The 20,321-nt window shown below is 68.1% G+C and carries 15 protein-coding genes and 3 pseudogenes; 6 read left to right on the forward strand and 12 right to left on the reverse strand.

Going from position 1 to position 20,321, the window contains the following annotated elements; translation table 11 throughout:
• Positions 1-55: 55 nt before the first annotated feature.
• On the reverse strand, positions 56-217 hold the full coding sequence (locus tag ACFVXA_RS24110) for a hypothetical protein (RefSeq protein WP_390026508.1): 162 nt from the start codon (positions 215-217) through the stop codon (positions 56-58).
• Complete coding sequence (locus ACFVXA_RS24115; RefSeq protein ID WP_390026511.1) at positions 214-510, reverse strand: hypothetical protein; 297 nt, start codon at positions 508-510, stop codon at positions 214-216. Before ACFVXA_RS24115 ends, ACFVXA_RS24110 begins: the two co-directional genes overlap by 4 nt.
• A 931-nt stretch (positions 511-1,441) precedes the next feature.
• Between ACFVXA_RS24115 and ACFVXA_RS24120 the strand changes: the two genes are divergently transcribed.
• Positions 1,442-1,819, forward strand: coding sequence for a VOC family protein (locus ACFVXA_RS24120; RefSeq protein ID WP_390026513.1), 378 nt, complete (start codon positions 1,442-1,444; stop codon positions 1,817-1,819).
• A 36-nt stretch (positions 1,820-1,855) separates the two neighbouring features.
• On the opposite strand, the pseudogene ACFVXA_RS24125 reads toward ACFVXA_RS24120, so the two are convergent.
• Positions 1,856-2,137 (reverse strand): annotated as a pseudogene (locus ACFVXA_RS24125) (IS5/IS1182 family transposase); the annotation flags it as partial.
• Between the two features lie 343 nt (positions 2,138-2,480).
• On the opposite strand from ACFVXA_RS24125, the gene ACFVXA_RS24130 reads away from it, so the two are divergent.
• Complete coding sequence (locus ACFVXA_RS24130) at positions 2,481-3,722, forward strand: IS110 family transposase (protein ID WP_390026680.1); 1,242 nt, start codon at positions 2,481-2,483, stop codon at positions 3,720-3,722.
• 338 nt (positions 3,723-4,060) lie between these two features.
• Here ACFVXA_RS24130 and ACFVXA_RS24135 read toward each other — a convergent pair whose 3' ends face one another.
• From ACFVXA_RS24135 to ACFVXA_RS24145, 3 genes are all read right to left on the reverse strand, one after another.
• Positions 4,061-4,528: a hypothetical protein gene (locus ACFVXA_RS24135; protein WP_390026516.1), complete on the reverse strand. Its 468-nt coding sequence runs from the start codon at positions 4,526-4,528 to the stop codon at positions 4,061-4,063.
• 169 nt (positions 4,529-4,697) lie between these two features.
• Entirely contained in the window at positions 4,698-7,925 is a 3,228-nt protein-coding gene (locus ACFVXA_RS24140; RefSeq protein WP_390026518.1) for an ATP-binding protein, read from the reverse strand.
• 15 nt (positions 7,926-7,940) lie between these two features.
• Positions 7,941-8,384, reverse strand: a complete 444-nt coding sequence (locus tag ACFVXA_RS24145) for a hypothetical protein (protein ID WP_390026521.1) — start codon at positions 8,382-8,384, stop codon at positions 7,941-7,943.
• 832 nt (positions 8,385-9,216) lie between these two features.
• Between ACFVXA_RS24145 and ACFVXA_RS24150 the strand changes: the two genes are divergently transcribed.
• Positions 9,217-9,687 carry a hypothetical protein gene (locus ACFVXA_RS24150; RefSeq protein WP_390026524.1) on the forward strand — a complete coding sequence of 157 codons (471 nt, stop codon included), beginning with the start codon at positions 9,217-9,219 and terminating at the stop codon, positions 9,685-9,687.
• Between the two features lie 159 nt (positions 9,688-9,846).
• Here the strand turns inward: ACFVXA_RS24150 and ACFVXA_RS24155 are convergent.
• The 3 genes and pseudogenes from ACFVXA_RS24155 to ACFVXA_RS24165 form a co-directional block, all read right to left on the reverse strand.
• Positions 9,847-11,209, reverse strand: a pseudogene (locus tag ACFVXA_RS24155) (IS1380 family transposase).
• Positions 11,210-11,527: 318 nt separating this feature from the next.
• A complete protein-coding gene (locus tag ACFVXA_RS24160; RefSeq protein WP_390026526.1) occupies positions 11,528-11,905 on the reverse strand; it encodes a fic family toxin-antitoxin system, toxin component in 378 nt (125 codons plus the stop codon).
• Positions 11,905-12,144, reverse strand: coding sequence for a hypothetical protein (locus ACFVXA_RS24165; protein WP_390026528.1), 240 nt, complete (start codon positions 12,142-12,144; stop codon positions 11,905-11,907). The genes ACFVXA_RS24160 and ACFVXA_RS24165 overlap by 1 nt, the downstream gene beginning before the upstream one ends.
• An 886-nt stretch (positions 12,145-13,030) precedes the next feature.
• Here ACFVXA_RS24165 and ACFVXA_RS24170 point away from each other — a divergent pair.
• Positions 13,031-13,225 carry a hypothetical protein gene (locus ACFVXA_RS24170; protein ID WP_362031354.1) on the forward strand — a complete coding sequence of 65 codons (195 nt, stop codon included), beginning with the start codon at positions 13,031-13,033 and terminating at the stop codon, positions 13,223-13,225.
• Positions 13,226-13,271: 46 nt separating this feature from the next.
• Here the strand turns inward: ACFVXA_RS24170 and ACFVXA_RS24175 are convergent, their stop codons facing one another.
• On the reverse strand, positions 13,272-15,113 hold the full coding sequence (locus tag ACFVXA_RS24175) for a collagenase (RefSeq protein WP_390026531.1): 1,842 nt from the start codon (positions 15,111-15,113) through the stop codon (positions 13,272-13,274).
• 431 nt (positions 15,114-15,544) lie between these two features.
• Here ACFVXA_RS24175 and ACFVXA_RS24180 point away from each other — a divergent pair.
• Positions 15,545-16,971 (forward strand): annotated as a pseudogene (locus tag ACFVXA_RS24180) (aminopeptidase P family protein).
• Between the two features lie 38 nt (positions 16,972-17,009).
• On the opposite strand, the gene ACFVXA_RS24185 reads toward ACFVXA_RS24180, so the two are convergent.
• Entirely contained in the window at positions 17,010-17,969 is a 960-nt protein-coding gene (locus tag ACFVXA_RS24185) for a LysR family transcriptional regulator (RefSeq protein ID WP_390026533.1), read from the reverse strand.
• A 282-nt stretch (positions 17,970-18,251) separates the two neighbouring features.
• Here ACFVXA_RS24185 and ACFVXA_RS24190 point away from each other — a divergent pair, with 282 nt between their 5' ends.
• Positions 18,252-18,560, forward strand: a complete 309-nt coding sequence (locus ACFVXA_RS24190) for a hypothetical protein (protein ID WP_390026536.1) — start codon at positions 18,252-18,254, stop codon at positions 18,558-18,560.
• Positions 18,561-19,004: 444 nt separating this feature from the next.
• On the opposite strand, the gene ACFVXA_RS24195 is transcribed toward ACFVXA_RS24190, so the two are convergent.
• On the reverse strand, positions 19,005-19,979 hold the full coding sequence (locus tag ACFVXA_RS24195) for a hypothetical protein (protein ID WP_390026539.1): 975 nt from the start codon (positions 19,977-19,979) through the stop codon (positions 19,005-19,007).
• Between the last annotated feature and the right edge of the window lie 342 nt (positions 19,980-20,321).

Genomic DNA, 20,321 nt, shown 5'->3' on the forward strand with positions numbered 1-20,321 from the left:
CCGGCCTGCACGAGCACCCCGTCACGGACTCACACCAGTACCGCGACCTGCGAATTCAGGATGAAACGATCTCATCCGGATCGGCGTCGGGCAGGCCACGCCCCTGCTCCGGGTCGCTCTCCAGAGAGGTCCGGACGGTCTCGACAGCGGCTCGCTCGCTGCGCGTGAGTTCGGTGCGGATCTTCTCGGCGGCGTCGGAGTAGAAGGCGTGGGTCACCGGGCGGTCGCCTCGTCGAGCTTGCGGCGCAGCTCGGCGGTGACGTCGGCGGTCGAGCGCGCGAGGGCGGCCGACCCCTGGGGGTCGAAGCGCAGCAGCACGCGGTGCCGGTACGCCTGGGTGATCTCCCTGACCCGGGTGAGGTCGTCCAGGTCGGCCGCGTCCAGGTCTTCCTCGAACTGCTGCCGGTCGCCCGGGAAGCCCCATGTCGAGAGGGCGGCGCGCAGCTCGGCCAAGGTGCCCATGGGCGGGTGGAACGCGGGTCCGTCGTGGTGGTCGGGCTGTGCGGTCACGGTGAACTCCTCCTCGATGCCCTTCGACGTTACTCGGAAGGCAGGGGGTCGTGCTGCCCTTCGCGCGCAACGCGTGCGCGCGAAGGGAGTTAGGCTCCCGCCGCGGGGGGACGCCGACTGAACGGTGCCGCCCGGGGAGGGGCCCGGAGACGGATCAGCCCCCGGGACGGGGGAAGACCTCGCAGGCGGCGCCCGGAACGGGGAGGACGTCTGGTCCCTTCTCCCCGATCAGGTCGAGCAGCATCAAGACAGCGGTGCCCACCCGGCCAAGGACGCTCCTTCTCCGCGCATGGGTCAAGGACTGGAACGAAGACCCCAAGCCCTTCATCTGGACCACGACAGCCGAACAGATCCTCGACTCCCTCGCCCGCATCTGCCTACGGATCTCTGACGCAGGACACTAGGAGCCGTCGGAGGCGCCTCCCACGGCAGCTCCGGCCTTCTCGCCGAGGCCGACGAGGGGACAGGACCCTTGGCATCAGCTGGGACCCCTCGTATGGGGCGACGTCGCCCTCGTCGGCCCCCGCCTCCCGGCCGGGGCCGTCCTCGACGGCGTTATGTGACCTGTCGGGTTGTCTCAACCATCTGGCGTCTCACCGTGGTGCGGCTTCACTTCGCCAATCGGCGACGCCGCAGGTGCCAGTTGAGGGGGCACCGTCTCCGGCCTGGGGACCAGCGGACTCGCATGTTGATAAGTCGTGTATGCGCAGAGAGTCCGTAGGGAGTCCGCACTGTCGGTCGCATGAGTAGATGCTTCACAGCCGACCGAGAACTGGTGCTGCACCTGAATTCTCGCTGACCGTGGCGGCGTTCCTGGCGGACTCAGCGATGGCACCGGGCAGCGCACAGTCGGCCTGGCCACTAGGGCCTGTCGTTGCGGTCTTGGATATCGAGGGTCGGGGCTGTCGGCCGGCGCGGTTAGGATCAGCCCGTGATCGCTGACGTGCAGTGTGTGGTGCTGGACTGTTGCGAGCCGACGGAACTCGCCGAGTTCTACCAGGCGTTGCTCGGTGGGGCTGTCAATCACGAGGATCGGCGATGGGCCCTGGGTGACGGCTGGGCGACCTTGCACACGCCGTCCGGACTCGTCCTGGCCTTCCAGCAGGTAGCTGACTACATGCCGCCGCAGTGGCCCGACTCGACCCGGCCTCAGCAGTTCCATCTTGACTTCGGTGTCGCGGACCTGGACCGAGCCCAGGAACAGGTGCTGGCCTCGGGGGCGAGGGTGCTGGACGAGGGTTCCGGGGAACGGAGCTGGCGCGTCTATGCCGATCCGGCAGGGCATCCGTTCTGCCTGGTGCGGCACTGAGGACAGGGAACCAGCTGCGGTCGCGCCAGTGCACGATCATGAGCGGAGCCAGATGAGGAGGGCGGCGGCGGTCACGGTGCCGAGGTAGATATACCCGCGCTTGTCATACCGGGTGGCCACGGCTCTGAACTGCTTGAGCTTTCCGATGGCTCGTTCCACCGTGTTGCGATCTTTGCACCTTGCTTTGTCGAAGCCCGGAGGCCGCCCGCCGCGGGAACCCCGGCGCAGGCGGGTGGCCTTGTGGTCCTTCTTCTCCGGGATCACGTGCCGGATACCGCGCTTGCGGAGGTAGGTGCGGATCTTCCGGTTGCTGTATGCCTAATAGGCGCGTGGGTTGGCCGCTGGGCCAGTCCAGGCGGGGTCGGGCGAGACGTCTGGCTGTAAGCAGCACCGGGAGTGCTTCGACAAGAGTGACGCTGTTCCGGCCTCTGCCGCAATCGAGCCCGGTCGCCGTACCGTGCCGTGATTCGAGCCATTCCCAGGGCCACCTCCCAATCAGCCGGAGCCGTCGAGTTCTTCACGAGAGTGAGGGTCCCTGAGCAGGGCTGGGGCCACGGACGGCTGATGGGGTGGTGCGCCCGCGAGCGCTTCTATTAGGTCGCCGGGTGGTCCTGCCGCGGCTTGATGCCGACGGACAGCGAAGCCTGGAAAGGAGCGCGTGGTGCACGCAACTTGCGGAATCGACTGGGCCGAGGACCACCACGATGTCGTGGTGGTCGACTCCGGCGCCCGGCTGCTCGGCAAACTCAGGATCAGCGATGACGCGGTGGGCTTCCAGGACCTGCTGCATCTGCTCGCCGAGCACGGTGACAGCCCGGACGATCCCATCCCGGTCGCGATCGAGACCTCCCGGGGACTCCTGGTTGCCTGCTTGCGGGCCTCCGGACGCCAGGTCTATGCCATCAATCCGATGGCTGTCGCCCGATACCGCGACCGGCACGCTGTCTCCCGGAAGAAGTCCGACCACCAGGACGCTGTCGTCCTGGCGAACGTCCTGCGCACGGACACCGAGTTCCACCGCCCGCTGCCAAGCGACTCCGACCTGGTCAGGGCAATTGCCGTCCTCGCGCGAGCTCAGCAGGACGCGGTCTGGGACCGCACCCGCGCCCACAACCGGCTGCGATCGCACCTGCGCGAGTACTACCCCGCGATCCTTGAGGCGTTCGCAGCAAAGCGTGAGCGGCTGCTGTCCCGGGAGGCCCGCACGATCCTGGCGATCGCGCCCACTCCGGCCGAGGCCGCCCGGCTGACCCGAGGACGGCTGCGGACCGCCGTCACCAGAGCCGGACGCCAACGCCGCATTGAGGCCGAGACCGACCGGTTGCTTGAAGTGTTCCACCGGACCTGGCTCCGCCAGCCCGCCCTGGTCGAGAAAGCGATGGGACGGCAGACACTTGCCCTCCTCGCCCAGCTCGACGCAGCCTGCCTGGCATGCGATGCCCTCGCATCCGACACCGAAGAGCTGTTCCTGCAACATCCCGACGCGGAGATCATCACGAGCTTCCCCGGCCTGGCTGTGCTCACCGGCGCGCGGATACTCGCTGAGATCGGTGACGACCGTGCCCGGTTCACCCACGCCGGCAATCTGAAGGCCTACGCGGGAAGCGCACCAGTGACCCGTGAGTCAGGCAAGAGCCGCCACGTCACCCACCGCCGGATCAAGAACAGCCGGCTGGCCGCGACCGGCCGACATTGGGCCTTCGCGGCACTGACCGCCTCACCCGGCGCACACGCCCACTACAACCGCCGCCGGGACACCGGCGACCGCTACCACGCCGCCCTCCGTAATCTGTTCAACCGCATGCTCGGCCAGCTCCACCACTGCCTGACAAACCGCCAGAAGATCGACGAAGCGATCGCCTTCAGCACCCCCGCACCAGTCCCGCTCGAGGCAGCTGCTTGACCCGACAGCTGCATGGGGTGTCTTGTCGGCGCCCACGCTGTCCGGGGTGCGGCGGGGGCGGCCGAGCCCGGCGCGGGGAACGCGGATCGGCTGGAACTGGGTGCAGTCCGCCCGCTGCCCGGGCGTGATGAGCAGGGACAAGAGAGCCCCCGACCTGGGCGCGACTGGGGTGCTTGGTGCTCGTGGGCGCGGAGTGGATCTCGGGGGGCGAGCATGCGCCAGGCGTTCATGTCACTCGCCCGGTCTGGCCTTGATCCCAGTGACTTGAGCTACAGGTTCGCCGTCATGGACCGTCTCGGGCAGGGCAGCGTCATCGCCGGCCTGAGGCTCCCAAACATTCAGTGGTGGTCGCCGCCCTTGTGGTCCTTGGAGGAGTCGGAGCCGGGCTTGCCCGAACCGGAGTGGGGGCCCGGGTGTGAACCGCTTCCGCCGCCTTGTGAAGGCTTCTTGTCAGCCTTCTCGGTCGTGTCCCAGTCCTTGGTCCGCGTGTTGCCTGCAAGGTCGGTGTGGCTGGACGTGTGGTGTGTATGGGTGTCGCCTTTGGAGTCCTTGTAGCTGTCCGTCGTGGTATGGGTCGTGCCGTTCTCGTTCTTCACGGTCGAGTCCGAGTGGGTGTGGTTGTCCTCTGATCGCCACTTAGTGGTCTTCTCGTCGTAGCTGCCCTTGCTGTCGGTGCGGTCCTCGTGATATTTGCCGTCTTTGTCCTTGTAGAGGTGCTCGTTGGCGATCCGCGTCGTATCGCCATTTCCGTCCTTCCACGTGGTCGTCTTGGAGTAGTCGTTTTCCTTGGGATTATTCGACGACACTGATTCCTTCGTCTGCCCGTCCGGTGTACGGGACCGCTCGTGTTCGTTGCCGTGGTCGTCCGTCCATCGCTCCGGTGTGTCACGGCCGCCTCCTTTGGCGCCGCGGCTGTCGTCCCGGGGTGATTCACCTCGGTCGGAAGCACCCGAGCGCGGCGAGTCCGACCGCCTGTCATCCCTGTCCTGGGCTCGCTCCCGCGTTTCGACCATCGCTTTCTCCGTTGCCCTCGATGGCGGCGGTTTCCGTCGCCGTGGTGTCGTCCTCTAGCAGCTCGGTCAGGAAGTCCGCCGCCAACGTGCCGAACGGTGGCGTCTCTGCCGCGGCCGAGACGCCACCCTCCGCCTCGGCCAGCAGGTCCGAGACCGCCCGCCGCACGGTCGCCGGATGCGACCACCTCTCGGCGGTTAGCATCTGCTGCCCGAAGCACAGGGCTGTGCGGTCGGCGACATCGCAGAGCCGTGCCCTCGTTTCCTCGTCCGTGCTCGCTTCAGGGAATTCCACCAACTGGTAGGCAGCGTCCTTGCAGACGTCCCACAGCGCGGGGCGGCCTCCGGTACTCGTGGCGCGGTCGGCGGCGCGTGCTTCGGCCCACACGCCCGCGAAGTCGCCCGTCGCGACAAGTTCGGCTACCGGCATACCGCACAGGCATGGCCCCGGCCGCTCGGCCCAGATGCGGCCGCAGTCCTGGAAGGGCCCATGGCCGCCACCCTGGAGGGCGAGCAGCGTCCTGCGTAGCTCCTCCACGGCATCGTCCGCCGGTTCCCCGTTGACGTGCGCGCCGACGGCCCGGCCGATGAGGTCGGCGACGGTTGCCGTCTCGCTGTAGCTCCAGCTCGCCCGCGCGCCGCGGATGTCGGCGAGCCGCCGGGAGGCGTGCCGGGCGAACCTGCGCAGGGCGGCCGTCACGTCCATACCGGCCGGCAGCCGGGGTGAGACCATGGCGAGCATGTCCGGCCAGGTGCGTACCAGGCTGTTCGGGGTCTGCACCGCAGACAGCACTGTCCGCGCGAACGTCCTCAGCGCTCCCGGGTCGTCGACGAGACTGCGGGCTGTCTGGCACGCCGCCGGATCGGTCAGGCATCCGGCGTCGCAGTCGCACGACGCCGGCATCGGCCTCATTCCCTGACCGCGCATGTGCTCGCGTACTTCGGTGTCGCTCGGCCAGCTGCCGGAACCGCCTTTGATTTGCGGCACCTGCACCAGCAGTGGTGCGTCTTCGCCGTCTGTGAATACCGCAGCCCGGCCCGTGTTCAAGCTGGCCATCGCCACGTCCTGGCGGGAGGTCATGACCATGGTGTCGCCGAGCACTTCGCGGTCGTCCCCGGCGACGATGCGGTGAGCGACTTTCAGGTTGGTGCCTTTCAGCACGTCCTGCGCGACCTTGGTGGGGATCTGGTCGACTACGACGACGCCCTGCCCGTAGGCCCGGATCTCCGACAGCAGGCCGGTGAACGTCTCCACGGCCTTGGCTTTGACGTCGGCTTCCCCTTCCGAGCGGGCCTTTCCGGAGCCGGTGTTGGTGAGTAGCCGGTGGGCCTCCTCCACGACGAGGAGATGGCGCAGCCCTTCCGTGTCGCCTTCGATGCGGCGCTGTTCCACCAGCCGGATCATCAGCAGACCCATCATGAAGGCCTTGTCGTCATCATCGCCCATGCCTTCGAGTTCGAGCACGGTCGGCTGCCCGAGCAGCGTGGACACCGGCTGCGAGCAGCGGGTGTCGAGCATGCGCCCCTTGCCGCCCGTGCGCAGACTGTTCAGCCGGGTGCACAGCGCCGCGCGTATGTCACCAGTGACCTTCTCCTCATATCCGAGCCGCGGCACGATCTCTTCGGCCTTGCGGACCAGTTCGCCGAGGGTGGGGAAGGCGTCGGCGCGGTCGGTGTGGGCGTCAAGGCGCCGGTTGGCGCCGGTGGTGATGTCCCAACCGCGGTCGGCGTAGACAGCGTGCAGGCTCGTCTCCAGGACCTGGGGCAGCGGCGTCCACATCCCGAAGCTGGCGTTGAACACCGAGCGCAGCAGGTCGAGATGGACGGCGACGGGGATGCCCTCGGGTACCTCGAACGGGTTGAGGCGGAACGGCGAGACGTTCTCGTTGCCGAGGGTGAGGATACGCAGGGTCGAACCGAGCCCCGGGTCGCGCAGCAGTGCACGGTACTCGGTCTTGGCGGGCTCCAGCACGAGGAACGGAGTACCCCGCTCGGCCGTCTGTCGCAGGAGATGGAACACCGTGTTGGTCTTGCCGGAGCCGGTGACGCCGGTGACGAACGTGTGCCGGGTCAGATTTGCCGGGCGAATTCCGTAACCGGTCGATGTGGTGTGTGAGCGCTCGACGACCGAGCCGAGCATGAGCGCGTCCGCGTCGAGTCGCGGGGGCACAGTGTCGAAGTTGGGGATCTCGGTGATGGAGAACCCGTGGGTCTCCGTCTCGGGAAAGCGTACGTACGCTGCCAACTGTGAGGAGGTCAGCAGCGTCTGGTGCTGGAAGGGATGGCTGTACAGGCCCGGTGCCGAGATGTCGAACGACGGGTCGGGCAAGGCCCAAGCCGCCGCCAGCGCCGGCACCTCGTCGCGTTCCCACACGCGTACCGGCTCGGGCAGCGAGTCTCGCCCGGAGAACACGCCCCGCCACAGGCTGCCTGTCTCCGCGAAGCCCTCGCCATCGGACAACAGGTAGACCGCCGTGCGCCAGGCCCCGCTGCCCTGCGCTGCGGTGAGGCAACGCAACTGCCCAGCGAGCAACTCGAGGTAGTGGTCGGCAAGCGGGCTCGGCGCGCCGTCCAGCTTCACGCCCGTCTGCACCGAGCGCATCTCGTTGATCAGACTCAACCGCAGATCACGCACTGTCTCCTCGTCCACCGGCTGCGCCAGGACCAGCGCGGACCATCGGGCGTTCCCCAAGCCCTGCAACAGCCGGTCAAGCTGCCCGACCCCGTCCAACTCCGCGTCCGCCTTCAGCGTCGGCACCCCCAGCACCAGACTGCCCAAGGACCGGGTGCTGGTGTCCGACTCTTCGGGAACAAGGTCGATGGCGGGGTACAACGCCCGCAGCGCCGACTCCAGCAGCCGGCCGTTGCGATGGGCGGTGGGCACCTGTCCGCCAGCGGGCAGCCAGGCGCCGATCCGCAGACTCACCCGCCCGGGTTCTCCCCCGGCCAGGAACGCCACCGGCACCTTGTACTGGTGCAGCCCGACGAGCAGATCACGGGTGACCGGGTCGACCACATCCAGGCCGCCGGGCCTGCGGCCTTTGTCGAACCGGCCGATGCCCTCCACCCGTAGGAGAGTCCGTAGACCCTGCGGCGCCTCGGTGTACGTGGCAGAGGTGGTCAGCGGAGGCGGTTCGAACCCGGTGCGCTGCAGATAGTCCAGGCTGTCGACGGTTAGACCCTTCATAGTCATGGCGACGGCTCGTTCTCAGGAGCCCGGGAACCCGGGCAGAGGAGAACCAGCGTGGGTGACGCCGTCGTAGGCGAGGAAAGCGAACCACGCGAGTATGAAGACAAGGAACAGACCACCGACGATCCAGGCGGCCTTCGACACGCCCTTGGCGTGCACGGACGCGCCGGTGGTCAGGTTCTCCAGCCGGGTGACGCGCAGCGTGCCAGATCGCATCCGGCCGCGGGTTCGCACCCAGTCACCGTCGTTGATGGAGCCCTCGAAGGTGAGGCCCCACATCTCCACCGGTATGAGCAGGATCCGGTTGCCCGCGTCGTCGTAGCGCTCAATGCGGAAGGTCCACACCGTCTTGGACTGGGTATTCTCGCCGCGGTATGTGGACTGCACCTGCACCGAGCGGACCTGCCCCTCGGCGATGGTCGTACCGTCTGCGACGGCCGCCGGTCCGTGGGAGTGGTACACGGGGCGTGGCTCTCTGTGTTCCCTTGCGGCGTGCTGCTCGGCGGGCCGCCGCGGGAGGCGTCCGGCCGCCAGGCACCGCCGCCAGGGCTGGCGTGCGGGTCTGGGGGTGGCCTGGGCGGCCCGGCGTCGTCTGTGGAGGCGTCCGCAGGCCGAGACAGCTTGGGAGGATCCGGCAGCCGAGGCGGGATGGAAGGGGGCGTCGGCGGCGGAGGCGCGGCCGCTAGGGCCTGCTGGCCGCAGCTTCCGCACACCGGGCTACCCGGCGCCAGCGCGGCCCCACAGCGAGCACATGCCAGGGCACTGGCCATGTAGCGATCTTATCGCCGCACCGATATTTCCGCAGGTCGGAATGGAGGAGACAACGTCACCTCGACCGTCGACAACCGGGCACAGACCGCCGATGAACGGGCCGGAGCCGCCCTGCTCGCCGTACAGTTTCCCAACCTGCAGGCTCGTGCCCGACCGGTAGGCAGATGCTGGCGGGCTGAGCCGAAGCTCAATAGTTGTCACCAGAAGATCGGATGAGCTAGCGAATGAGGCCGGTCGAAGCAGCTTGGTTGTCACTAACGAGGCACTCGGCTTGCCATAAATAGGCATTCGGTAGCTTTTCTGCCACCGGTAACGAAGATCGAGACTCCATGCAACAGGCCTTCGCCGACTACTGACGCCGTCCTGGGGCCCAGCCTCACGGAGTCGGAACCAGACCATGGCAAGACACAGTCACCCACTATCAGCCCTCCGACACCCTCGCGCGTCCATCAACGCTCAGTACTCGCCAAGACCGACGCGCGCACTCTTCTCAAACGGCGAGAAGTCGTGTTTTTCTATCGGCGTGGCCAGCATCCTCACGAGCGTTGTCGCAGTGGTCGGTACGTTGCTGGGCGTAGCGCTGAGTTATGTCATTCAGCGGAAGATTAGCCAGCGCGGAGAGTCGTTCGCCCGGGAACACTGGTTCCTGCAAGAACGTGTCGCCGCCTACAGCGCCTTCGCCGCTGCGCTGGCCACACACCAACGTGGAGCCCTCGATCGGTGGCACCGCCAGGCCGAGTCTCCGGACAGCCCTGCGGCCGTTACAGCGCGGCTGGAATATCACCGCCTCCGTTACGTCGCACGTCAAGAACTGTTTCGGGTGCGCCTCCTCGCGCGTGATCCGGACCTCGTACGGCTGGCTGAAGACGCGCTGGAACGCATAAAAGCCATTCCCAGAGCAGCTGACGGGCAGGAACGCCACGCTCGGAGTGACGTCGCCCTCCAGGCTATTACGGACTTCGTGCAAGCCGCATGGACGCAGATCGCCCCCTAGCCTCGATCTTTCGTGACGGTCTGCCGACGGAGTCGGTAGACCATTTGCATTCCGTGGCTGCTGGCGGGCAGGCCAGTAAGCCCGACTGACGTGTCGGGTGGGCGCCGGGTTCCACTGCTCCGGAGATGGTGCTGCTCGCAGGGACGGGAAAGCTACTGGTCAGACTGGGTTGGGCAGTTGGTGGAGCCGTTCGAGGGCGCTGGTGACGACATGGGTCCAGGGCCAGTGGCGGGCGAGGCGGAGGATCTGGCGGCGGCCGGTGGTGACGAGCCGGCCGGCCGAGCTGAACAGGCGACGGGGCTCCCAGAGCCAGGCCTTGCCGTTCAGCGCAAGCATCGGCATCCAGGCCAGCAGGTCGAGTGCGATCTGGACGAGTCCAGCCAGACCCTGTTCTGCGCGGTGTCGTGCAGGGGCAGGTCCGCAGGCCGGTCGCGCGGGCAGCCCAGATGCGCTCCTCGGCCCGTGCCCGCAGGCGGTGGCGGAGTTCGAGCTCGGCGATGGGCCGGCCGGTGGTGTTGGTGGCGAAGCACGTGATCCGCATGCCGTCGGCGTCCGTGATCCTCAACTGGGCACCGGGGTACGGTCGTTCCTTCCGGACGATCAGTCGCATGCCCTTCGGCCAGCCGTCGAGCATGCCGCCGGTGAGTTCGGCGACCCAGGCCCCGTCCCGGATCTCTCCGTCGGGCCCGACGGCCGGCGTCCATGCCGCGAGCGGCACCTTGAGTACGGCCTGGTGGATTGCGTCGGTGATGGTCAAGCCGACCGAATACGACAGCCACCGTCCGCGTCTCGCGAGCCAGGCCACGAACTCGTGGGTACCGCCCGCGGAATCGGTGCGGATCAGCGTCCGGCGCCCGCGCCGATAGGACTTGGGCAGCTGGGCCAGGGCTAGTTGGGTGGTGGTGATGTGATCGGCGGCGGTGTTGCTGCCCGCGTTCCCGGGCCTGAGCAGACCGGCCACCGGCTCGCCGGACCCGCCCGTCCCGTGGTCGACGAAGCCCATCAGCGGGTGGTGGCCGAAGGTCTTCTTCCAGGTCGCAGCCGTGTCTTCTTTGTCGGAGTGCGCGATCCCCAGGACGCCGTCCAGGTCCACGGTCACGGAGCCGGTCGCATCCGGCGCCGCCTGCTCGGCCAACTTCCATACATGTTGGCGCACTTGGGACCGGGCGCTGCGGATCGCGTTCAAGGTGCGTTGGCCGCCCGCTGCGAGCGTGTCGATCAGCCGGGAGACTGTCGGGTCCGAGGCCACCGGCCCGAACACGGCCGGCTCGGCCCGCACCATGCCGACGTCGGCCAGGCAGTCGCCGCCGAGGGCGACCGCGAGCGCCACATCCAGCAGGATCTTGCCGGGATCGTGCACCGCACGCGGCTTGCGCCAGGGTGTGAGAGCCGCAGATATCACAGTATCCAGGCCCGTCTTGCGGACCGTCTCCACCAGCAGCACGACCCCGGCCTGCGAGACCACTCCACGACGGCTGCCCTCAACGCGGACACGCGGGTACGACCCGATACGCTTCTTCACCTGAGAAGTGCTTCTTTCCACGGCACGATCTGGACCCTCGACAAGTCCTATCGTTCCAGGTAAGGAGCACTTCTCGCGTTTATGATCAAGCCTCGGACAGGCCATCTCGTGAAAGCCCGAGGCTAATGAATCGGCTGGAAGGTCGCCATGGATGAGGGTGTCGGCTGCGCCCGACCCAGCTCCCGAACGGGCGCCACGGCGGCGAACAACCGCTGGAGTAGACCGTCCGCAGGCTGCCCAGACAGGCGCTGCAAGCGGCCCGTCAGATGTGCCGGGGCCGCCGGAGAGTCCACCGCGATGAGGCCGCACGAGCACAGGTCAGCTGACGACAGGCCATGCGCGCAGCAGGGAGGCGATCCTCGCGGTCGTGCAGGCGGGGTCGCGTAGCAGGTCGCGCAGGCCGAGTGCGTCCTCGCGGGTGGGTTTGACCGGCATCCCGGAGGCTTCCAAATACATCACGCCTGTCGCCGCTGCGACGGCCATGTTGGAACGCTCCAGCCAACGGCAGCGGCCAAGGATGTGCACCAAGGCTGCCGCGCGGGCGTAGGGGCCGTCGTAGACGGGCTGCTCCAGTAGTTCGGCCTTGTGGCAGGCGACGGCGGCCACCGGCACGCCGTAGTCGTCGGGGGCTGGGTCTCCCGCGCCCGCGATCTCCGCGACCTGCAGGATCCAGGGGACGTCGATGTGCAGTTCCATTACGCGGCGTGTGCCCCTTGCGCGTTGCGGTCGGCGTCCTCGGCCTCGTCGAAGAGCTGCTGGTGCTCGTCAAGGAAGCGGCGAGCTGCGTCCAGGCCCCGCTGGCGCAAGCCGTCGGCGTCCTCACGGACGAGACGGGCAATGTAGTCGCCCAGGTCCAAGCCGCGGTCCTTGGCTCTGGCCTGGGCGAGCTTCTTGACCTCGGTGTCAACACGTACGCCTAGCTGAGTCTTCGCCATACGCGCATGGTAACAACTGTTACCAGTCGAGGGCAGGAAAGCAGAAAGACCCTTGCATTCTTCTGGCGCCGTCGCCCACGGCCGACGGTCAGGCCTCCCCCGGCACCATCCGTGAAGTGCATGTCTTCGGCCTGCCGACCCACCAAGCCTTCCCTGGTGTCCCCCCAGAGATGGATGCCGCCCACGCCGCGCCGGATGCGTCGACTTCTTCTCCAGCCTCCGCGCGAAGCCCGTTCCTCCCTTTCGACCAGGGCGACTTCGCAACGCACTGAACGGGGTCTTGACGGGTGATTCATGGACAATTCTGTTACTCACTCGTCAGCGGCGCGGTAAGAGGTGTCGTGGTCGTCGCACAGTTGCTCGATTCCCCTGCGCCGACCTTAGGGGTAGCTGTGGCACACCACCACCATGGCCGGCAGCCGCTCGGTCAGATAGCGCAGCATCTCGAACGACGCCGAGCCCGAATCGATGATCACAGCAGCCCGCAGCGCGGCGGTCGGCACACCTGAAGCACTTGGTCAGGCGGTCGCGGGCGTCGATTAGGCCAGTGCGGTGGACCAGACCGGCCGAGACGGGACACCAGGGCTTCACGTCCTTTGCCAGCCAAGTTGGTCCGAGGCGGCGTCCTGGCCTGGGGCGACTAGGTTGGATGTCAAACGATCGGGCTCGACTGTTGTTTGACGGGGCCTCCCAGACACCCTCTAGCCCGCCCCACGCCCGGCAGCACCGCCTCGGCCATCTGAGCGAAGGTCTGCCGTGTCTCCCGGCGCGGTAAAGCACCCTGCCACCAGGCCCATCGCCTTACCGAAGCCGTCCCGCCACACCTCCTGCGCTACCGTGGCCTGCACGGCAGCCGCGTTCCGACTCCTCGCCGCAAACGACGATCGTGGCCGGCTGGGCTTACTCCTGGCTCGTCGGCCTGGAGTTGACTACGAACACGTGGACCGCTCCGGCCGATGCCAGGCGCCTGGTCCCGGGCGAGAACCCGAGCACGGTCGCCGCCCGCCAGATCCGCGGCCTGCTGCAACAGAGTCCTGAACTGGGCTTGCAGACACCGCTGTTCGTGTTCGACGGCGGCTAGGACTCCGTCTGGGCGAGGCAGGGGCAGGCGGCGGCTGGCTCAGCCGTCAGCGCTCGGTCAGCTGCTGCTCCCCCCGGCAGGCGCCGGCCGCGCACGTGTCGAGCCAGGCGGCGAAGTCCGCGTCGTAACGGGTGCCGATGCCGGTGTTGTAAACCGCATAGGCTCCGGCGTAGTCGCCGGTGCGGAACTTGGAGAGCATGGCCTGCACGTCGTCCGGGTGGTTCTCGATCATGTAGCGGACGGCCAGGTAGCCCCATGGGTAGGTGCGGGTCAGGTCGGAGTTGGCGTACGTGCTCTGCCACAGGGTGCTGAGGGCATAGGTGTGCTTCCCGGCGTCGGAGAGCGCCTCGGTGTCGGGCACGCCCCGGTAGCTGTACGAGACGTACTCGGCGAAGCCTTCGATCCACCAGATGTCCGGGACCGTCTGGCCCGCGGAGAAGTCGCCGTAGGTGTCGTAGCGGCCGTCGAGGTAGTGGGTGTACTCGTGGTTCAGGTTCCAGATGTCCGCCGGGAAGCCGTCGCCCACGCTCTTCACGTACGCGAGGAAGCGGGCCTGGTTGTTGGGGTCGGTGGGGTTGCCCTCCAGGTATTCGCCGCCGTTGTTGGTGCTGTTGCCGAAGATCCAGCCGGAGTACGTCTGGTAGTCCCTGGGGCTCGCGAAGACGACGATCTGGATGTTGGTGTTGTGGTCGTCGGCGACCGGGCCGCTGTCCTTGACGATGCCGTGAAAGTAGGCGTCCTGTCCCTGCACGCTCTTGCATGCCTCGGCGAGCGCCGAGTCGGTCAGGGACTGGGCCAGGAAAGTGTGCCCGTCATCGCACTTGTAGGTGATGGGGAGTGCGGCCGCGGTGAGTTTGGATGTCAGGTCGCAGGTGTCGTAGTACGAGCACTGGGCCGCGTCGTGCGCGGAAGTCATCTCGGCGGCGCCGACCCACAGTGGAGCGGTCGGGCCGGTGACCGAGGAGGCACCGAGCAGGCCCTTCACCATCGGCCGCACCTTGTCCTGTAGCCCGGCCGTGTCGAGGAAGCGCGCCGTCTCGGTTCCGGCGTTGGACGCCATGAAGTACCAGGTCCCGCTCAGCATCGACATGTGGTTCAGGGCGAACGAGTTCAGCGTGTCGATGATGCTCGGGTCGTCGGTGACCGCGCTGATGAACGCGGGGTTGAAGTGGCCGCGGAAGAGCGGGGTGAACACGTCGTTGACGGCCGTGTCCATGCTCCAGTAGGCGTCGTAGAAGCTGTCGTAGGCGTTCAGCACTCGCTTGTACGTGTCCAGGTAACGAGCCTGCTCGTTGGCGCTGTCCGTCAGGATGATGACGTCGCCCAGGACGCTGCCGTGTTCCGAACCGACGTCCATGAAGCGGCAGTTGTCGGTGAACGCGTCCAGTCCGCCTTCGGTGGCCGCAGCCAGGGTCGAGCCGTAGTCGCCGACATCGGCCGAGTCGTTGTACTGCACGTAGTAGCCGGCGCGCAGGAACAGCACGAGCTGCCACACGTGAGTGGAGTTGTCGCCGGGATACGTCTGCGAGGCGTCCTGGAAGGCGCCTGCGACGGTCACCATCTGCGCCTCACGGAACACGTCGCGGGCGTCCGTGCCGGTGATGCCGAACAGCGTATTGATGCAGCCGGTGGTCGAGCCCTGGATGTACGCGACCAGTTCGGATCCGGTACGGGTGCCGAAGTCGGCCGGGGTGCATGACGCGGCTGCCGCGTGTTTCGTGGCTTCGGGAGGCCGTACGGCCTTCGAGGTCGACGAGGTCTGCGGCAACTGCGGGCTGAGCGGCCGGACATGGGCGGCGGCCAGTCGCCCGCTCTGGACGTCTGCTTGATCGGACGCAGCGGTGTTCGGGCCGAGCGGCGACAGCGCGCGCGGCTTGGGCTTGGTCACGGCGGTGGTCGTGGGAGCAGCCGTTGTGGCGGTCTTCGGTCGGGCTGCCGCGAGGGCCGGTGCGGCCAGCAGGCCTGCTATCAGGGCGCTGACCGACAGGCTGACGGCCAGGAATCTGGCCGCGAATCTGGACGGACTTCGGGGATGGAATCCGGGCAGGGCAGGTCGACGACGCATCAATGCTCCTTCGTGAGTGGGGGTCGCTTCGAGCACGAGCGGCGAGGCGTGGGGGGAACGTCCCACTCACCGTGGCCAATGACAACGGACTCAGGGATACGACAATGGAGGGACGGGCCATAACATCCGTGCCCACAGAGGCAGTTGACGGTCAGGGCGGGGTGCGGAGCAGGTCTCCGCCTCGTGTTATGCGTGCGGCGGAAGAACGGTACGGGGAGGTGGGCGGCGGCCCCCCTGCTCCCTACGATCCCGGTATGACGACGAAGAAGCCGCTCCACACCGGTTCGCACGACCTTCCGGTCTCCTCAGCCCTCGCCGAATTCCTCATGGCGAACTGGGAGTCTTCGCCGCGAGCCGATTCGCCCCCGCAGTCGATCGCACCGTGGGCGGCCAAGCGGCGCGACCGGCTGTCCGCGCGCTTCCCCGGCGAACGGCTCGTCGTTCCCTCAGCGTCCTCAAGGTGCGCAGCAACGACTTCGACTACCGGTTCCGGCCGCACACCGCGTTCTCGTACCTGACGGGTGGAACCGAGCCGGGCAGGGTCTTGATCCTCCAACCGACCGGCTCTGGTCACGAGGCGGTGCTCCACGTCCGCCCGCGATCGCCGCGCGACACCGGGGGGTTCTGCCGCGACCGCCGCTACGGCGAGATCTGGGTCGGCCTCCGCGCCACCCTCGACAAGGCCTCCTCACTGCTCCGCGTGGCGACCCAGGGCCTCGACGACGTGGCCGCCCGGCTGAACGGCGCGCGTCCGACCCGCTTGCTGCGCGGCGTCGACCCGGAGATCGACGCGCTCGTCGACAGCACCGGCCGCGAAGAGGCTGACCTCGAATTCGCCTCGTTCCTGTCCGAGATGCGCCTGGTCAAGGACGAGTGCGAGGTGGGGCAGCTCCAGATCGCGGTGGACGCCACGGCGGCCGGATTCACCGACATCGTGCGCGCACTGCCCGAGGCCGTCCGCCATCCGCGCGCGAACGCCGGGTCGAGGGCGTCTTCGGCCTCGCGCCCGCCTCGAGGGCAACGGCCTCGGCTACGAGACAATCGCCGCCGCCCGAGCGCACGCGTGCGTACTGCACTGGATCGCCAACGACGGCCCGGTCCGCCCCGGCGACCTGCCGCTGCTCGACGCCGGCGTCGAGTCGGACACGCTCTACACCGCCGACATCACGCACCCTTCCGGTGAGCGGACCTTCACCGCCGCGCAGCGCGACCTCTACGACCTCGTGCTCGCCGCGCAGGACGCCGGCATCGGGGCGGTCAAGCCGGGCGCGCGCTTTCGTGACTTCCACCTCGCTGCGATGCGAGTCATTGCCGAGGGGCTGCACTCCTGGGGCCTGCTCCCGCTGATGCCGGACGAGGCCTTGAGCCCGAGAGCGGTCTGTTCCGCCGCCACACGTGGCGCAGCAGCGGCCACATGCTGGGCATGGACGTCCACGCCTGCGCCGCGGCCCGTGCCGAGCAGTACCTGGACGGCGTCCTGGAGGCGGGCCACGTCCTGACCGTCGAGCCGGGCCTGTATCTCCCGCCGGACGACCTGACGCTGCCGCCGGAGCTGTGCGGCGTCGGCGTGCGCATCGAGGACGATCTGGTCGTCACGGAGGACGGCGCCCGCCTCATGTCGTCGGCGCTGCCGCGCACCGCGTCGGCGATCGAGACGTGGATGGGCGAGCTCCCGGCCTGACGCTGCGTCCCAAAGAGCGGGCGCCGCCATAACTGGCCCTAGGAACGCGGAAGATGGAACGTCCGCGCCGCCCACGCCTGGAAATGTGCCGACCGCGTGATGAGGTCGCGGTAGGACGCGTGCGCGGAGCTGAACAGTGTCTCCGTGATGTCCTCCGTGACCTGGTCGCGGCGCCATGCGAGCAGGTAGCGGGTCCACAGCGGTGTGCCGATCAGCGGTTTGACGATCACGCCCGGGTTCGGCCGGGTCGTGGCCTGCACGATGGAGACGCCGAGTCCCTCGGCGATCATGTCCTGGAGCTGGAGCCGGTCACCGAGGTACTCATGGACGGCCGCGGGCGTGAACCCGGCTGCCGCGCAGGCCGCGTAGAACACGCCCGGCCAGCCGGCACCGTCGTCGGGGGTCAGGAACCACGCCTCGTCGGCGAGTTCGGCGAGGGGGACCTCCATTCGGTGCTTGAGCCGGTGACCGGCAGGCAGGGCCACGAACGCGGGTTCGTTGACGATCTCGCGATGCGCCACGGCCGCGGAGTGCCGCAGCTCCATTCCGGGGTAGTCCGCGGCGATCGCAGCGTCCAGTTCGCCGTTCTCCAAGTGCTCGACTATCTCCGACGACGGGTAGACGCTGCTCACCGTCAGCGTGAGATCAGGCCTCCGGCTGCGTATGCGGACGACCATGCCGGACAGGACGGGCGAGTTGGTCGCCGCAAGACGCAGGACCCGGGGTGCTCCGACGCCGTCCCCCACCGGACGGCGCCTGATGGCATCCGCGCGGGCCAGAATGTCGCGCGCCTGAGTCAGGACCTCAAGGCCGTACTGGGTCGGCTCGACTCCCGACGCGGTACGCACGAACAAGTCCTCACCGAAGAGCCGCTCGATCCGGCGCAGTTGGGTGCTCATCGCCGGCTGCGAGTACTTCAGGAGTGCCGCGGCCCGCCCCAGACTCCCGGCGTCGGCGATCGCACACAAGGTCCGCAGATGCCGAAGCTCCAGGTCCATCGTCCGGGCTCCTCGTCTCGACGCCCCTGCCGTCCGCGGTCACCGGGCGACTCTAGCGGTGGTTCATCGCGGGGTCAGTAAGCGGAGGGTGGAGCTGGACACGTCGACGCCGGACGGACACACAAGCAACTGAAGCCTCTGCTGGAGATTTGCTGGACGCGGACCACGCCCGCCGGTGGGCGAAGATCTCGCCGACCGCGCCCGCAGCTCCCTGGCAGGCGGGCAGCTCTGTCCCCAGACGCCCACGTCCACGTCGTCACCGGCAGCTCCCATCTGCAGCAGGTGCATGCCGAGGTCAGTGACGTGCTGATCGTCCACGGCGACGAGGCCGTTCCAGTCTCGCTCCCCACGGACCTGGCCCGCTGGATGGATGCGGCGCAAGCGGCCGAGGCGGCCGTGGTGACCGAGGAGCTCTCCGATCCCGCCGCGCTGGAGGTATCGGCGCCCGGCTGGGACGAGCCGGTGCAGGTGACGGTGATGCGCGACTCGCCCCGCGCCGGTGTGCACGACGGCTCGCAATCAGGCACCAACGGCTCGATCCGCGCCCACTGCGCATCAGTCAACGGCACGGCTAGACCAACGATCCGATGATCCCTGGTCGTTCCCTCACAGGTGGGAGATGCTGCCTGCGTGATCGACCGTGAATTCGCCACCTCACCGATGACGGCGCCGCCTCGCCGGGGCGGCTCATCACGCAGGCGCTGGAGGCCACCAAGTTCGCCCGTGCCGCTGTCCACACGGTGAGTCCCGGCGCAGACCGCTTGCTGATCTGGCGCTCCGGCAGGGCCCCGCTGAACGGCTACCCGCAGGACGATACGAGCAAGAAGCCACATCGGGGTGTTGGGGTTCGGTATCTCCGGCTGCACGGCCCAGAGGTGGTCGACCCAACAGGGCTTCTCCTCCTCGCCGTTCCGCCGGGGACGGCGGACGGTGAACACGCTGTATCGGCGCAAGCCGGGACAGAAAAGCCAGGCCACCCGCGACCGCGTCTACGCCCTGGCCGACCTCCAGGTCCGCCAGGCCGCCGAAGCCTGATCAGGCGCGCAGGGTGACGCCGAAACGGGTCCTCATCCGCCGCAGTTCCCACAGCGAGACAGCGGTCACCGACAGCGGCCCGCCCAGCGTGGAGCAGAATTGGACGATGGGCGGGCCCCCCGGCATGCCGTCGCCGATCAGGCTGAAGGCCGCGAACACCCACACCAGCGTCAGGGTGAGGACGGGCGGCAACATCGGGTGGACCTGGGCGCTGTTGAAGGCACTGCGGGCCGAGTACAGCGACGCCATGAAGAAGAAGGGAAAACCCCACACGATCACGATCAACGAGGCGATGGCCAGTACGTACTCCCACCAGCTCTTCCCGTTGTCGGCGTCGACGGTCAGGGCCGTTGGGACGAGGATTCCGCCCATCACGACCAACGTCAGCACGTACCAGCCGACCGCCTTGAGCGGAGCGCGCAGCCGGGAGCGCAGATGCGGCCGCAGGTGCGGGGGCGCGTAGTAGATGAATCCGCTGATGACCAGGGGCGCGGCGATGATCAGCACGAACGGGGCGACGATGAGTTGGGCGGCGCCGCCGTACGCCGCGTCCTCCCAGCGGTTCGGATCCACGTTGTAGGCGAGGATCAGGGCGATGGTGGCGGCGGCACCGAGCACCGTGCGGGCCAGCTGGACGCGGTCCACCGCGCGGTCCACGATCCGGCCCTCACCCTCCTGCGCGAAGAGCCTGGTGGCGACGCGGTGCGCGGAGCGCAGGATCGCGGAGACGAGCCCGAAGGGTGAGACGTACGACAGGCAGCCGCGGGAACGCCGGACGGCGGCCCTCGTGGGCTGGGGACTGTAGGGGTACGGAGGCTGGTTCGGGTTCGGGTACGGGTACGGATTCGGTGGTGGCGGACCGTACGGGCCGCCCTGCGGTGGTCCGTAGGGAGCGCCCCAGCCGCCCTGGCCTCCCGGTCCGTTGCCGCCAGGCTGACCAGGGCCGATTCCCGGCCCCCATCCCCCCGTAGCCATGCCGCTCCCCCTTCGCTTTCGGCCAGTTGCTGGGTGTGTCCTGTGGTGCCCACGGCGCAGTGTAGTGGCACATCGAGGGACAGAGGCCGCGCTCGTTGCCGGTCGCGCCGCCTTGCCCGTCGCGCCACATACGTGCATACCCGTCAGCGCCCCGCATTGCCTCACCACCCACCGTGGCACCGGGGCCCCTCACTCTACTTTGCCAGTTGTAGACGGCTCGTCCGCGGCATCTCGTGTAGCCCTGCGTGACCGTGGAGAAACCAAGACCTGGGCCAGTGGCACAGGCCGACAGCAGCTCACCACGCAGAGCTCGACAGGGAACAGACCCGATGCATTGCCTGA

This window comes from Streptomyces sp. NPDC058246 (assembly GCF_042881985.1).
Taxonomy (GTDB): Bacteria; Actinomycetota; Actinomycetes; order Streptomycetales; family Streptomycetaceae; genus Streptomyces.

What these genes read in the sequence shown, in the direction of transcription:
- ACFVXA_RS24195 (WP_390026539.1), bottom strand. Translation starts at nt 19,979, where the DNA reads ATGGCTACGGGGGGATGGGGGCCGGGAATCGGCCCTGGTCAGCCTGGC.
- ACFVXA_RS24160 (WP_390026526.1), bottom strand. Translation starts at nt 11,905, where the DNA reads ATGGAACTGCACATCGACGTCCCCTGGATCCTGCAGGTCGCGGAGATC.
- ACFVXA_RS24165 (WP_390026528.1), bottom strand. Translation starts at nt 12,144, where the DNA reads ATGGCGAAGACTCAGCTAGGCGTACGTGTTGACACCGAGGTCAAGAAG.
- ACFVXA_RS24185 (WP_390026533.1), bottom strand. Translation starts at nt 17,969, where the DNA reads ATGGACCTGGAGCTTCGGCATCTGCGGACCTTGTGTGCGATCGCCGAC.
- ACFVXA_RS24140 (WP_390026518.1), bottom strand. Translation starts at nt 7,925, where the DNA reads ATGACTATGAAGGGTCTAACCGTCGACAGCCTGGACTATCTGCAGCGC.